We start from the raw sequence: 14,335 nt of genomic DNA on the forward strand, positions 1-14,335 counted from the left end.
CAACCGCACGGTGACCCTCGTTCTCACCCCGGGCTGAGGAAAAGCCCGGGACGGCATCGCCGCCGGTCACTCGTTGTGCCGAAGGTAGGCCAGCACGGCGAGGACCCGGCGGTGGACGTCGTCCGCCGGGGGCAGGTCCAGCTTGGCGAAGATGTTGCCGATGTGCTTTCCCACGGCCGCTTCGGACACGACAAGCCGTTCGGCGACCGAGCTGTTGGAATGTCCTTCGGCGATCAGTGCGAGCACCTCCCGTTCCCGGGGCGACAGCCGGTGGACCGGATCGCTGGGGCGGCGCAGCAGCTGGCGCACCACCTGCGGATCGACGACCATGCCGCCCTTGGCCACCTGGCGAAGCGCGGCGACGAACTCCTCGATGTCGGCCACCCGGTCCTTCAGCAGGTAGCCGACTCCTCGGCCATCTCGGGAACCCAGCAGCTCGGAAGCGTAGTCATACTGCACGTACTGACTGAGCGCGACCACCGCGAGCCCGGGGTGGTCGCGGCGGAGCTCGACGGCGGCACGGAGCCCTTCGTCGCGGAAAGTCGGGGGCATCCGGATGTCGGTCAGCAAAAGGTCGGGCCCGTGCTCGGTGACCGCGAGGCGAAGCGCGGCCGCGTCTCCGGCTTCGGCCACCACCTCGAACCCGAATCGGTCGAGCAGACCGGCCAGGCCCGCGCGCAACAGCACACCGTCCTCGGCCAGCACTACCCGGATCGGCAAGGCAACTCCGCTCGAAGAACCGTCGGCCCGCCCACCGGGCTGGACAACCACAGCCTGCCATCGACCACCGCGATCCGGTCGGCCAGGCCGGTGAGCCCACTGCCCCGGCCGGGGGTGGCTCCGCCACGGCCGTTGTCCGTGATCTCCACGACGAGCAGGTCACCATCGCGCCGGACGGTGACCTCGGCGGCCGAGGCGCTGCTGTGCTTGCCGATGTTGGTCAGCGCCTCCGCGGTGACGAAGTAGGCGGTGGTCTCGACCTGCCGGGGCGGCCGCTCGGGCAGGTCGACCCGCACGCTCACCGGGATCCCGGCCCGGTCGGCGAGCGCGGGCAGCGCCGCGGGCAGCCCGAGATCGGTGAGGACCTGCGGGTAGATGCCGTGGATGAGGTCGCGCAGCTCGGCCATGAGCTGCTTGGCCTGCTCGTGGGCCTCGGCCAGCGCGCCCGCGGCCGGAGAGCCGGGCGGAAGGTCGAGCCGGGCCAGACCCAGGTGCAGGGTCAGGCCGACCAGTCGTTGCTGCGCGATGTCGTGCAGGTCGCGTTCGATGCGGCGGCGTTCCGCCTCGAACGCGTCCACCAACCGGGCTCGGGAGCGGGACATCTCGACCAGTTCGGCGCGAGCGGTCGTGGTGAGCATGGCGCGGGCCATCGCGGCGTGCGTGCCTGCCAGCAAGCCGAGCAGGTAGGGAACGGCCGGGAGCAGCGCCAAGCCCGCGAGCGCGAACGGCAGCGCCTGCCCCGGCGTGGCCACCCGCGCCCAGCCCAGCGCTACCGGTGAACCGCCGGATACGAGCACTGGCGCGGCAAGGAAACTGCCGACGAGCACCACTGTGGACAATGCGACCCCGTACAGCACCGGGATCAGGGTGAGGGTGAGGCAGCCATAGCCGAGTTCGCGCCAGGTGGCCGCCTCCGTGTAGCGGGTCCGCAGCCAGGACATCAAGTGCGGACCGGCCGGTACCCGGTGGCCCGAGACCGCCGCCCTGGTGTCCACCAGTGAAAGCCGCCGCCGCTCCAGTGCGCTCAGCGGGATGGTGACCAACGGCCCCAGGCCCGCGATCAACGCGCCGCCGAGCAGGGCGAGCGCCACGAACTCGCCCAGTGCGGGCGGGCGGCCCTCGAACACGGCGCTCAGGAGCGCGATCCACGGCAGGCCCGGCAAGGCCAGCAGCAGCGCCGTCAGCATCACCGGCGCGGTGCTCACCACGTAGCCCAGCCCGCGCCAGGGCCAGCCGGTCAGCAGGAACCGCCGCCGGGTCAGTGCTTCCAGCACCGTCCGCGCCATCTGTTCACCCGTTCTCGTCCGGGTTGCCACGCTAACCGGCAGCTCGGGTGCCCTTCGATCCGGCCGGCCACCGTAGCGGGGTATGCCTGGCCCTACCTCCGGTCGGGGGCCTGGACGTAGTGCCGGGCCTGGTCGCGCGGTGATGTGCTGGGCACAAGATTTTCACCGAGTAGGAACAGGAGCCGACCGTGCTGGGCAGGTCAGGGACAGGGTTGCTCGCGGTGGCGTTGCTCGCCAGTGGCTGCGCCGACTTCCGCGCCGTCAACACCACCCGTGAGGAAAGCCGCGACTTTCCCTTCCACAACACCAAACTCGTCATCGAGAACGAGCAGAGCGACCTGCGGCTCGTGCCCGGCGCGGCCGGGACGGTCCAGGTGCGGCGGTCGCTGCGGGGCAAGGCCACCCTGGAGGGCAACGCGTCGTGGACCCTGGTGGACGGCAGGCTCCGGCTGGGCGCGACCTGCAGCGGCTTCGTCCCGGACTGCGGCTCGCTCAATGTGGTGGCGGTACCGCCGGAAACCGCGGTGGAGGTGACCAGCGACGGCGGTCCGGTGCGGTCCGCGGGGTTCGCCGGGGATCTCACGGCGGACGTGACGCGAGGCTGGCTTCGGGTCGAGGACCCGGTCGGCACGCTCCGGTTGCGGTGCTCCACTGCCAACCTCACGGTCACCGGGGCACGGTCGACGGACGTCACGGCCGTCGCCGACCACGGGGACGCCCACGTCGCGCTGATCGTCGCACCCAGCAGGGTCGAGGTGCACGCCGGCGGCCTGGCCGAGCTCACCCTGCCGCCGTCCGCCGATCCCGCTCGCGCCGTGGTGACCAGTGACCGGGGCGAAGTGACCGTGCGAAGGGGCGCGTGAATGCTCGAGTTGACGGAGGTCACCAAGGTCTACCGCGGGGGCAAGCGGGCCGTGGACGGTCTGACGATGCGGCTGGGCACCGGGCTGGTGGGCCTGCTCGGCCCCAACGGCGCGGGAAAGTCGTCGCTGATGCGGATCGTCGCGACGATCACCCGGCCCAGCAGCGGCCGGGTGCTGTTCGAAGGAACCGACGTGGTCGCCAAGCCATCGGCCCTCCGGCGCACGCTGGGCTACCTGCCCCAGGACTTCGGCGTCTATCCGCACCTGACCGCGACGGAGTTCCTGTCCTATCTGGCGGCCGTCAAAGGAGTGTCGGCCCGATCCGCGCGGGCGCGGATCGGGGAGGTGCTGGAGTTGGTCAACCTGACCGAGGCGGGCAAGCGCCCGCTGGGCCGCTACTCCGGCGGCATGCTGCGGCGGGTCGGCATCGCGCAGCTACTGCTGACCGATCCGCGGGTGTTGGTCGTCGACGAGCCGACCGCGGGACTGGACCCGCAGGAACGGGTGCGGTTCCGCAACCTGCTGAGCGACCTCGCCACCGACCGCCTGGTGCTGCTGTCCACCCACATAGTCTCCGACATCGAGTCGGTGGCCGGGGACATCGCGATTCTCGCCGCCGGGCGCTTGCGCCACCGGGGCGCGCCGGAGGACCTCCTGCGCGTGGTGGACGGCCAGGTGTGGGAGGTTGTGGCCGGGCCGGGCGAGATCGCCGCCTTGCAGGCGAGATTCGTGGTCAGCAGGGTGAGCCACACCGCGGCGGGCACCCGGGTGCGCCTGTTGTCGCCTTCGCCGCCCGGGGCGGACGCGGTCGCGGTGACGCCGGACCTGGAAGACGCCTACCTCCACCTCGTCCGATGAGCGCGCGGACAGTGGGCGCGCTCGCCCTCGCGGACTTCCGGGAGCGGGTGCGCCGTCCCAGTTACCTCGCGATCCTGGTCGGCGCGGCCGGTCTCGCCTGTCTGGCGGCACCGCCCGCGGACGCCCGATGGGTGATCCTGGACGCGGGAGGCTACCGAGGCCTCTACAACAGCGCCTACCTCGGGACGGTGACCGCGCTCGCCGGGGGACTGTGGCTCACGCTGGCGGGGTTCTTCCTCGTCCGTGGCACCGTCGACCGCGACGAGCGCAGCGGGGTGGGTGCGCTGCTGGCCGCCACCCCGCTGCGCACATCCGAGTATCTGGGCGGGAAGTTCCTCAGCAACCTCCTGGTGCTCTCGTCGATGACCGGTGTCCTGGCCGCGACGGCACTGGTGCTCCAACTGGTCAGAGGCGAGTCCACCGCGATCGACCCCGCCGCTCTGCTGCTGCCGTTCGCGCTGATCACGCTGCCGCTCCTGGCCGTGACCGCGGCCGGTGCGCTGCTGTTCGATTCGGCACCGCCGGTACGGGCGGGCCTGGGGAACATCGTGTGGTTCTTCGGCTGGCTGGTCTTCGTGGTGGCCGGGCAGAGCGGGCCCGTCCTGGGCATGCGCGCGGTCGGTGCGTCGATGCGCGCGGAGCAGGCCGCCCCGGACAGCGCCGAGTTCGGCCTCGGGCTGATGTACCTCGACCATCCATTGCAGACGTTCGTGTGGCCGGGGCTGGCGCCCGATGCCTCCTTCGTCCTCATCCGGCTCGCGCTGCTGCTGGCGGCGGGGGTTCCGGCGTTCCTGCCCGCACTGTGGTTCGACCGGTTCGATCCCGCACGGGGGCCCGCGGCGGCGCCGCAACCGTCGCACGGGGCCTCGACCACGCCGCTGAACCTCAGTCGGCCACGGACCGCGGTCCGCGCCGGCAGCACGATGGGAAGGCTGTTCGCCGGCGAGTTCCGCATTCTCGTCCAGGGCGTCCGGCCGTGGTGGTGGCTCGCTCTGGCCGTGCTGACGGTGGCGAGCCTGGCCGTGACCGGGGTTGCGCCCGGCTCGGCGCTCGCGGTGACCTGGGTCTGGCCGGTCGTGCTCTGGTCCAGGCTCGGCGCCCAGCGACACGAGAACGGGGTCACGGAACTCACCGAGGCGGCTCCGGCCGGGCATCGCCGGGTGGTCGCCGAATGGGTCGCCGGACTGGTACTCACCGCGCTGACGGGATCGGGTCCGCTGCTGCGCCTGGTACTCGCCGGCGACGGCGCCGGGATGGCCGCCTGGACCGGCGCGGCGCTGGCCATCCCGTCACTCGCGCTGGCGCTCGGCGAAATCGGCCGCACCCAACGGCTTTTCCAGGCCGTCTACCTACCGGTGTGGTACCTGGCGGTGAACGGCTTCACCGCCCCACCGCCGGTCGTGGCCGGGGCAGCGTTCGTCCTCGCGGTTCTCGCCTTCGGTGCCCATCTGCTCCGACACCAGCGGCGGTGAGCGCCGGTGCCCGTTTCAGGCGATGCGGTGGAGACGTCGCAGGGCGAGGTAGAGCAGCACCGCGGCGAGCACGACGAAGATTCCGGTCTCGATGCCCTGGAACAGCCAGAACCGGTCGCCGGGCTGGTACCGCACCAGGTTGTAGGCGCCCTCCGAAAGGCCCGCGCACGTCGCGTCCTGAGGTGGACAGCCGACCTGGGCGTTCGCCATGATCACCTTGCCGGTCGCGTCGCGGACGTCCTGGGAGACCACCCAGTTGCCCAGCGCCGGATCCATCGTCGGGGAAGCGCCCCGCACCGGGAAGGTGAGGGTGCGGGCGGGCAGGTAGTTCGGCCTGGCCAGCGCGGTCAGCAGGATCCGGACGGCGACGAACCCGGTCAGCGTGGCGGCCATCGCGGGCAGCACCTTCCGCCACACCGTCCCGGCGTACACGCCGAGCAGCACGGCGAAGGCGGTGTACCCCACCGGCGCGACGCCCTGGATGTCGAACGCGAAGGTGCCGAAACGGCCGTTTCCACTCTGCGCCAGCGGCGTATACCACCAGGACACCGCGAGTCCATAAAGGACGGAGACGAGCAGCGCGGCACCGCCGACGAGAGCGAACTTCACCAGCGCCCAGTGGCGCCTGCCCACGCCCTGCGTCCAGATCATCCGGTGCGTGCCCTGCTCGACCTCGCGGGCGACCAGTGGCGCACCCCAGAACAACCCCGCCAGCAGCGGCAGGACGACCAACAGGATGGTGGCCGTGGACAGGGTGCCGTACTCGTTCTTGAACTGTTTCAGCGCGGTGCCGCAGGTGTCGCTCGTACCGGTGGACACGAACTCCCCACCACCGGAACTCAACTGCCGGAGGCAGTCCGGGAGGCCGAGGGTGGCGAAGGTGTGCCGCATCGCCAGCCCGGTCGGGACGAGGAACGCGGCGAGCGCCGCGAAGGTGATCAGCGCGGCCAGCGCCTGCCTGCGGTGCTGCCGCCAGGTCAGCCAGATCACGCCGGCACCCCCCAGGCGTCGCGGCTGTCCTGGGTTTCGCCCTGGGCCAGATAAGCCAGGATGAGGTCTTCGAGCGTCACTTCGTGCTCCGTCCACAAGGGATTTCCGAGTGGCCCGCCGGTGCGGACCAGCAGGGTGGACTGCCGGTCGGTGTGACTGGCCTGGATGACGGCTTCGACACCGGGAACGACCGCGTCCCGCTGCCGCGGGCCGACGAGCCTCTGGTGGCGGGCCAGCAGGTCGTCGACCGCCCCGTCGAGCCGGACCTCCGAGGCGTTCAGCACGATCAGGTGGTCACAGACCCGTTCCAGGTCGGCGAGCAGGTGCGAGGACAGCAGCACCGTGGTCCCGGAATCGGCGACGCTGCCCATCAGCGCCTGCATGAACTCGCGGCGGGCCAGCGGGTCGATGCTCGCCACCGGCTCGTCGAGCAGCAGCAGCCGCGGCCGTTTCGCCATGGCGAGTGCCAGCGCGACCTGCGCCCGCTGCCCGCCGGACAGCTTGCCGACGGGCTGGTTCGGCGGGATGCCGAGCTGGGCGAGCCGCTCGCGGGCGAGGTTCGCGTCCCAGCGGCGGTTCAGCCTGCCGCCCATGGTGACCAGTTCGGCGGCGGTGAAGTCACGGTAGAGCGGGGTGTCCTGAGCGACGAAACCGATTTCGCCCAGCACCGCGTTGTTGCCGTAGGGATCTTCGCCGAAGACCCGCACCTGTCCGGCGTCCGGGCGCAGCAGCCCCACCGCCATGTGCAACAGCGTGCTCTTGCCCGCCCCGTTCGGCCCGACGAGCGCGGCGACCCGGCCCGCGGGCAGTCGCAGCGTGCAGTCCCGCACCGCCCATTTGTTCCGGTATCTCTTCCCCAGACCACGCATCTGGAGTACGAAGTCGTTCACGGTTTTGCCTCCTGACGCGGTTCCACCGCCGTGGCCCGCATGGTGGTTTCGACCAATGCCCTGATGTCTTCCGGGGACAGCCCCGCCTCGCGCGCCCGCCGGAGCCAGTCCGCGAACTCCGCGCGCAGCTCACCCTGGTTCTCCAGCGACGCGCCCGCGAGCGTCCGCTTGACGAACGTGCCCACCCCGGGCCTGCCTTCCGCGAGCCCTTCGAGCTCCAGTTCGCGGTAGGCCTTGAGGACCGTGTTCGGGTTGATGGCCAGCGACTGCGCCACGTCGCGCACCTTCGGCAGCTGGTCCCCCGGCTCCAGCAGGCCCACCCGGAGCGCCTGTTTCACCTGCTGCACCAGCTGCACATAGGTGTTGACCTTCGACCGTCCGTCCAGCACGAACTCGATCACCCAGTGACCCTTTCCTACTTGTCCTACGACAGTAGGACTATAGGACAGCCTGCCCGCGCTCCTCCTCCCTGTCAAGCGCGGGCAGGCGGCGGACCTCACTGGACGACAACGGGAGCACCATCACGAGGACGTAGCAGATCCCGGCGACGGTGGCGACCGTGGAACCACCGAACACCGCGGCGAGCGGGCCGACGCTCAACTGCCCCACCGGGTTCGAGAGATAGGAAAACAGGTCGTCGTAGGCGGACACCCGCGACAACGCCTGCGCGGGAATGTGTTGCTGGAGCGAGGTTTCCCAGCTGATTCCGAGCACCGCGGACCCCATGCCGCCGGTGAACGCCGCGGCGACGAGCCACGGTACGGCCAGGTGTGCGCCGAGAGCCAGCAGCGGAAGCGCCCCGAACGAACCGGCGAGCAGACCGAGCCGCAGCAGGCGCCGCACCCGCACCCGGTACATCACCATGCCCATGGCGAGCAGGCCGGCACCGCGGGCGCTGAGCACGGCACCCCACACCGGGGCACCACCGGCCTGCCCGCCGAGTACGGGACCGAGGATCTGCCAGGTCCCGGTCTGGACCAGGTTCAACCCGCAGAAGGCCGATGTCACCAGCCAAACCCAGCGCGTACCGCGGAACACCGCCCAGCCCGTGCGCAACTCGCGCAGGAGACCCGCCTTGCCCGGTGCCCTCGACCCGACCGGCAGTCGCGCCAGGCAGGCGGCCGCGAGCAGGTAGGTGGCGGCGTCGAAGGCGATGGCGGGCCCGCTGCCCGCCACGGCCACGAGCGCGCCGGACAGGCTCGGACCGAGGATCTTCGTGGCGTTGCGCACCGAACTCAGCACCGAATTGGCCTCCCGGAGCCGATTCCGGTCCACCAGTTCCGGGAGCACCCCGCGCAGCGCGGGTGTGGTGAACGCGGTGAGCACGCCGTTGGCGAACTCCAGCGCGGCCACCGCGGGCAGGGAGTACCGCCCGCTCAGCAGCAGCATCGCGACCGCACCCTGGGTGAGCGCCGAACCGAGGTTGGCGGTCACCAGCACGCCGCGGCGCGGGAAGCGGTCGGCCACCACGCCGCCCACCAGCAGGAAGGCCAGCATCGGCAGCATGCGGACGGCCAGGACGACGCCGAGATCACCCGGGCGGCCGGACGCGTCCAGCACGGCGAACGCCAGCGCGACCGGAGCCAGGGAACTGCCCAGCAGGGAAATCAACTGACCGGCGAAGAACCAGCGGAAACCGGTCCGCCAGAACGAGGAGGAAGACACCGGGCGGAGTGTGGGGGAAGCTCCGCGGCGGGCACTATCGTTTCGCGTGGAGGCGAAAGATGGTGCTGCTGCGGCTGAATTCGACGGCGTTGGCGCGATCGCGGTTCGCGCTGTCACCGCTGGCCGAAACGCTCGGGACGATGATCACGCTGGGCAAGCGGACCCCGCTGCCCGGACTGTCCGACTGGCACGCGTCCCATCAGGAGACCTTCACCCGGGTCCTCGACGGTGACCCGTTCGCCCGCGGCCTGGTGCGCCTGCTCGGCTCGACCAAATGGCTGCCCGGCTACCTGACGCTCCCCCCGGACGGCGGGATGCGCACGACGCTGGACGGCGAGCTGGCCAAGGTGTCCGCCGCCTCGGACGACACCGTCCGCGCCGGGCTGGAGAAGTCCGTCGAACGCAGCTGGCAGGAGCACGACCTGAGCTGGCTGCGCGGCGGCGGCTGGGCGGCCAGGACCGCCGCACTGCTCGACGCGGTCTGGCACGGCCATGTCGTCGCGGAATGGCCGCGCCGCCGGGCGCTGCTGGAACGAGACGTCACCTACCGCGCAGGCCTGCTGGCCGCCTACGGTTGGCCCCGGGCGCTGCGGCGCATGAGCCGCCGGAGCGCCTGGGTCGGTGCGGACGCGATCCGGTTCAGCGACCGGCCCGGCCCGGACCGGATCGTGGGCGAGGACGGGATGCTGTTCGTGCCCGTGAGTGTGTCGAGCGGCTCCTGGCTGTGCGAGGAACCACCGGCCCGCCACGCCCTGGTCTATCCCGTGCGCGGGGTCGCGGCGATGGGGCGGCGGCCGACCCGGGATGCCCTCGGGCGGCTCGTCGGAGGAAACCGGGCAACGATCCTCCTCGCGCTCGAACGGCCCGGGACCAGCAGCGAACTGGCCGCGCAACTCGGGCTTTCCCTGGGCACCGTCGGCGGTCACCTCGCCGTGCTCCGGGAGGCGGGCCTGATCGTCGGCGCGCGGATCGGCCGCCGCGTGGTCTACCGCCGCACCGCCGCCGGTGACGCCCTGACCGCCGGGCACGAAAGCGTTTGCGAACCCCCTGCCTAGGCTGGCCGGATGGGCACGGTCGCGCTCGCCGCACTGATCACCGTCACGACCGCTTACGCGGTGCTGGTACTCCCCCGCATGAACTCCCCCGTGCGACGGGAACGCGGCTGGGCGCGGCATCCAGGATTCTGGCTGCTGGTCGTGACCGCGCTGCTCTTCGTCAACCAGGTGCTGTTCACCGTGTACGTGTGGCGGGAATGGCACGGAGACGTTTCCCGCATCGCGCGCTACCTGCCCGCCGGTTGGTTCGCACTGGCCGATCCCGGCCGGTTCGCCGACGCGTTCCCCGCGCCGGGCCTGCTGTCGCCGACGGTGCTGCGCGTTCAGGCGTTTTTGGAACTGCCGTTCGTCCTGCTGGCCTACCTGACCGTCTGCCGGTGGTGCGGCGCCCCCGTGTTCGGGCGGGCACTGGCAGCGCGCTGGGCGGTATCGGCCTCCTACACCGCGACGTTCTGCCTGATCGAATGGTCGCTGCACAATCCCTACACCACCGGCGATCTGGTGCTTCGCGCGCTGTCCGGGCTGCTCGTGCCGATCGCGGCCGGCCGTCTGGCCCCCGGGCCGGACCGGGAGCCGCGCCTGGTGCCGCTGGTCGTCTCGCTCGCCGCGCTCGGTTCCCTCGTACTCGCGGTGTACGACACCGCCCTGCTCTACAACCTCGCCCATGCCACCGCCTGGCTGCCGTGGTCCGCCTTCGCGATCGCCGTGCTGGCGGGGGCGCGCTGGTGGGCGGCGCGCGGTCCAGGCCGGGCCGGTCCGGCGATCGGTGCGGTATGCGCTTGCCTGGGCTGGTTCCTGCTGCTGTTCTTCGTCCCGGCCCTGCCCCTGCGCTACGGCCTGAACTTCGGGACCACCGCCGTTTCCCTGGCCTGTGGCGCCGTGCTCGTGGCCCGGGCGCTGTGGCTGGGCTGGCCGCGCGAACTCGCGCGGACGCTGGCACTGGCCGTACTGGCCGGGTGCGCCGGGGCGACGGCCGGTGACCTGCTCGCGCACGGACTGCCGGAAGCCCGCCTGCTGGCGGCCGCGGCCGGTTTCATGCTCGCGGGCGGTGCGGTCTGCGCGATCACCGACCGGAAACGGCGACGTGTGACCGCGGTGTGACACGTTCCCATTTCCCGGAGACGCGACAAACACGGGAAGTGCAACCGGGTCACACTCCTGCAACCTGCGGTGTCTCTCCGGCCCAAAGCAGTCGAAGCGGCGAGCCGTGTCCGGTGCGCCGACGAGACGCAAGAGCGGCAAAGATCGAGTGACTCTTCGCCGCGCACCTTCCCCGCTGAACATCGTGAACAACCCGAAGAGCCGCCCACGGGCGGCCCTTTTTCGATTCCGCGAATTGCCCTATCACTCTTGATCGCGCGCCTTTCCGGGCAATTGAAATGCGCGTTCCACTGGGCCGAATGGGCGATATTGACGTTGAGCCTCCCGGTATTGCAGGCTAGTTGATCGACCGGCGCGAAATACCCCTTCGCGCTCGAAACGCGGACCGAAACCGGTTTGCTGTCATTTTTTGTCATCGCTTCCCCTCGCCTTCTCATCCGAAGGAGAAACGTGTCCCCGAGATCCCGTGGAGCGAGCGCCTGGCGCGGTGCGGCCGTGATCGCGGCCGCCGCACTGGCGCTGCCCCTGCTGTCCCTGCCCGCGGAGGCGGCCCCCGCCGGTTCCGCGCAGAATCAGGACCCGGCTCCCGGCCGGTACCTGGTCACACTGGCGCAAAAACCGGTCGCCACCTACGAAGGCGGCGTGGCCGGCATCGCCCCGACAAAACCCGCCTCGGGCCGCAAGGTCGACGTCAAGAGCACGAACACCCACCGGTACCAGGACTATCTGGTCGATCAGCAGAACCGGGTCGCGGCCTCCGCGGGGGTCACGCCCGCCCGCCACTACTCCGTCGCGACCAACGGTTTCACCGCCGAACTGTCCCGGGTGCAGGCCCTGCGGCTGATGACCACCCCGGGCGTGGTGTCGGTCGAGCCGGACGTCCTGCACCACACCACCAACGACCGGAACTCGACGGATTTCCTCCGCCTGTCCGGGGACAACGGACTGTGGAAGGCACTGGGCGGCACCGCCAACGCGGGCAGGGGCGTGGTCGTCGGGGTCATCGACACCGGGATCTGGCCGGAAAGCCCCTCGCTGGCCGCGGCCCCGCTGGGCAGCGAGCCGCCCACGGACGCCGACCCCTACCGGCCCTACCGCCAGGGCGAGACGACCACGATGGTCAAGTCCGACGGCAGCACGTTCACCGGGACCTGCCAGACCGGCGAGGACTTCGACGCCGGCGCCTGCAACAGCAAGCTGATCAGCGCCCGCTACTTCGGTGACGCCTGGATGTCGACGGTGCCGCCGGCGAAGCGCGCCGACTACATCTCACCGCGGGACGGCCAGAGCCACGGCACCCACACCGCCACCACCGCCGCCGGGGACGCCGATGTGCAGGCCAAGGTCGACGGCATCGACTTCGGCAGGATCTCCGGGGTCGCGCCCGGGGCCGTCATCGCGACGTACAAGGCACTGTGGGAGGGCGTCGACAGCCTTTCCACCGGTGGATACACCACCGACATCGTCGCGGCCATCGACCAGGCCGTCGCCGACGGGGTGGACGTGATCAACTACTCGGTCGGCAGCCTGCTGGAGGCCGAGCCGAACGACCCGATCCAGCTCGCCTTCCTTTCGGCGGCCTCGGCCGGGATCTTCGTCTCCGCGGCGGCGGGCAACTCCGGCCCCGATCCGTCCACCTTGGACAACACGGCGCCGTGGGTGACCACCGTCGCGGCCGGCACCGTGGAGCCGTACACCGGCTCGGTGGTGCTCGGTAACGGCGCCCGGTACAGCGGCATCAGCACCTCGGTGACCGCTCCGGTCGGGCCGAAGCCGCTGATCACCGCGACGGCGGGCAAGACCGCGACCGCGAGCGCCGCCGACGCGGCGCTGTGCCAGGCGAACACCCTTGACCCGGCGAAGGTCGCCGGCACGATCGTGGTCTGCGACCGCGGGGTCAACGCGCGTGTGGCCAAGTCCGCCGAGGTGGCCAGGGCAGGCGGGGCGGGCATGGTACTGGCGAACCCGATGCCGCTCGACCTCGACGGCGACCTGCACACCGTGCCCACCGTGCACGTCAACCCCCCGGACTCCCAGGCCATCAAGGCCTACGCCGCCACCGCGGGTGCGGTGGCCACGCTGCAGCCCGGCGGCAAAGAAGCCCCGTACCCGCAGGTGGCCTCGTTCTCCTCACGCGGTCCTTCGCTCAGCAGCAAGGGAAACCTGCTCAAGCCGGACATCGCCGCCCCGGGCGTGAGCATCCTCGCCGGGGTCGCCTCCGCCCTGGACAACGGCCGTGACTTCGACTTCATGTCGGGCACGTCGATGGCCGCCCCGCACATCGCCGGTCTCGCCGCGCTCTACCTCGGCAAGTACCCGACGATGTCGCCGATGCAGGTCAAGTCCGCACTGATGACCACCGCGACGGACACGCTGACCGCGGACGGAAAGCCCTCGGCCGACCTGTTCGCGCAGGGCGCCGGTGAGGTGACCCCGTCGAAGATGTTCAACCCCGGCCTGGTGTACGACTCGTCCGATGTGGACTGGCTCGGGTACCTGGAGGGCCTGGGGATCGCCACCGGCACCGGGGTCGGCGCGATCGACCCGAGCGACTACAACGCGCCGTCGATCGCGATCGGGAAGCTCCTGGGCACCCGGACCGTCACCCGGCGGGTCACCGCGATCACCCCGGGCCTGTACCGGGCCACGGTCGACCTCCCCGGTATCAAGGCGACGGTGACCCCGTCGATCCTGAACTTCTCCAAGCCCGGCGAGACCAAGGAGTTCAAGGTCACCTTCACCCAGGTGAGCGCACCCTCCGGGGTGGCCGCGGCCGGTCACCTGACCTGGACCGGCGGCGGCACCACGGTGCGCAGCCCGATCGCGGTGACCCCGTGGAGCGCGATCGCCCCCGCTTCGGTCGCCGGGAGCGGGGCTTCCGGCTCGGTCTCCTACGAGGTGACGCCCGGCTTCCCGCGGCTTCCGATCACGCCCTACGGGCTGACCGCCGGACCGCTGCAGGCCGGTTCGGTGTCGGCGTCCTCCGGCCACTACGGCGACCAGGAGCACGACTACACCATGACGGTGCCCGCGGGCACCAAGGCGCTCCAGTTCTCGGTCAAGACCGATGATCCGGGCGCGAAGCTGGGCATGGTGATCGTGCGCTTCGACCAGGGACAGCAGAAGCTGGTGTACATCTCGAGGAAGCTCACCGCCGACACCGTGGCCGCCGTGCCCAACCCCGCGCCGGGCGACTACCTCGCGGCGGTCATCACGCTCGGGGACAAGGCCGGTACCACTTCCACGCCGTACCACTTCCAGTACACCCCGGTGACCGCGGCCGACCGGTGGAAGAACCTCACCGTCTCGCCGATGGTCTCGACCTCGCGGCCCGGGACACCGTTCACCGTGACCGCCGCGTGGACGGGCGCCGACCCGGCCACGCGGTACGCGGGCTACGTGGAGTTCCCGCTCGGCGTCGGCACGGTCGTCACC

12 protein-coding genes are annotated in these 14,335 nt (G+C 71.1%); 6 read left to right on the forward strand and 6 right to left on the reverse strand.

Annotation, left to right across the window (positions count from 1 at the left end; genetic code table 11):
• Positions 1–66 precede the first annotated feature (66 nt).
• Both FNH05_RS16375 and FNH05_RS16380 read right to left on the reverse strand, forming a co-directional pair.
• Complete coding sequence (locus FNH05_RS16375; protein WP_144589133.1) at positions 67–714, reverse strand: response regulator; 648 nt, start codon at positions 712–714, stop codon at positions 67–69.
• Complete coding sequence (locus tag FNH05_RS16380) at positions 705–2,006, reverse strand: sensor histidine kinase (RefSeq protein WP_144589113.1); 1,302 nt, start codon at positions 2,004–2,006, stop codon at positions 705–707. The genes FNH05_RS16375 and FNH05_RS16380 overlap by 10 nt, the downstream gene beginning before the upstream one ends.
• 188 nt (positions 2,007–2,194) lie before the next feature.
• Between FNH05_RS16380 and FNH05_RS16385 the strand changes: the two genes are divergently transcribed.
• From FNH05_RS16385 to FNH05_RS16395, 3 genes are read left to right on the forward strand one after another with little or no spacing between them, the layout of a single operon-like run.
• Entirely contained in the window at positions 2,195–2,869 is a 675-nt protein-coding gene (locus tag FNH05_RS16385) for a hypothetical protein (protein ID WP_144589115.1), read from the forward strand.
• Positions 2,870–3,727 (forward strand): ABC transporter ATP-binding protein, encoded by an 858-nt coding sequence (locus FNH05_RS16390; protein ID WP_144589117.1) that lies wholly within the window; start codon positions 2,870–2,872, stop codon positions 3,725–3,727.
• The gene (locus tag FNH05_RS16395; protein WP_144589119.1) at positions 3,724–5,199 is read left to right on the forward strand and encodes an ABC transporter permease; all 1,476 of its coding nucleotides are present in this window, start codon (positions 3,724–3,726) and stop codon (positions 5,197–5,199) included. The genes FNH05_RS16390 and FNH05_RS16395 overlap by 4 nt, the downstream gene beginning before the upstream one ends.
• Before the next feature lie 15 nt (positions 5,200–5,214).
• Here the strand turns inward: FNH05_RS16395 and FNH05_RS16400 are convergent, their stop codons facing one another.
• Genes FNH05_RS16400 through FNH05_RS16415 form a run of 4 tightly spaced genes read right to left on the reverse strand, consistent with a single transcriptional unit; the run spans position 5,215 to position 8,744 of the window.
• Entirely contained in the window at positions 5,215–6,189 is a 975-nt protein-coding gene (locus tag FNH05_RS16400) for an ABC transporter permease (protein WP_144589121.1), read from the reverse strand.
• The gene (locus FNH05_RS16405) at positions 6,186–7,058 is read right to left on the reverse strand and encodes an ABC transporter ATP-binding protein (RefSeq protein WP_144589135.1); all 873 of its coding nucleotides are present in this window, start codon (positions 7,056–7,058) and stop codon (positions 6,186–6,188) included. The genes FNH05_RS16400 and FNH05_RS16405 overlap by 4 nt, the downstream gene beginning before the upstream one ends.
• A 17-nt stretch (positions 7,059–7,075) precedes the next feature.
• The gene (locus FNH05_RS16410; RefSeq protein WP_144589123.1) at positions 7,076–7,480 is read right to left on the reverse strand and encodes a GntR family transcriptional regulator; all 405 of its coding nucleotides are present in this window, start codon (positions 7,478–7,480) and stop codon (positions 7,076–7,078) included.
• A 37-nt stretch (positions 7,481–7,517) separates the two neighbouring features.
• Positions 7,518–8,744: an MFS transporter gene (locus FNH05_RS16415; protein ID WP_144589125.1), complete on the reverse strand. Its 1,227-nt coding sequence runs from the start codon at positions 8,742–8,744 to the stop codon at positions 7,518–7,520.
• A gap of 59 nt (positions 8,745–8,803) precedes the next feature.
• Between FNH05_RS16415 and FNH05_RS16420 the strand changes: the two genes are divergently transcribed.
• The 3 genes from FNH05_RS16420 to FNH05_RS16430 all read left to right on the forward strand — a co-directional run.
• Positions 8,804–9,799: a winged helix-turn-helix domain-containing protein gene (locus FNH05_RS16420; protein ID WP_144589127.1), complete on the forward strand. Its 996-nt coding sequence runs from the start codon at positions 8,804–8,806 to the stop codon at positions 9,797–9,799.
• 9 nt (positions 9,800–9,808) lie between these two features.
• On the forward strand, positions 9,809–10,900 hold the full coding sequence (locus FNH05_RS16425; protein WP_144589129.1) for a hypothetical protein: 1,092 nt from the start codon (positions 9,809–9,811) through the stop codon (positions 10,898–10,900).
• A gap of 450 nt (positions 10,901–11,350) precedes the next feature.
• Positions 11,351–14,335: S8 family serine peptidase (locus tag FNH05_RS16430; protein WP_144589131.1), on the forward strand; the 2,985-nt coding region annotated here is incomplete at its 3' end.

The sequence above is a fragment of the Amycolatopsis rhizosphaerae genome (assembly GCF_007713715.1).
Lineage (GTDB): Bacteria > Actinomycetota > Actinomycetes > Mycobacteriales > Pseudonocardiaceae > Amycolatopsis_E > Amycolatopsis_E rhizosphaerae.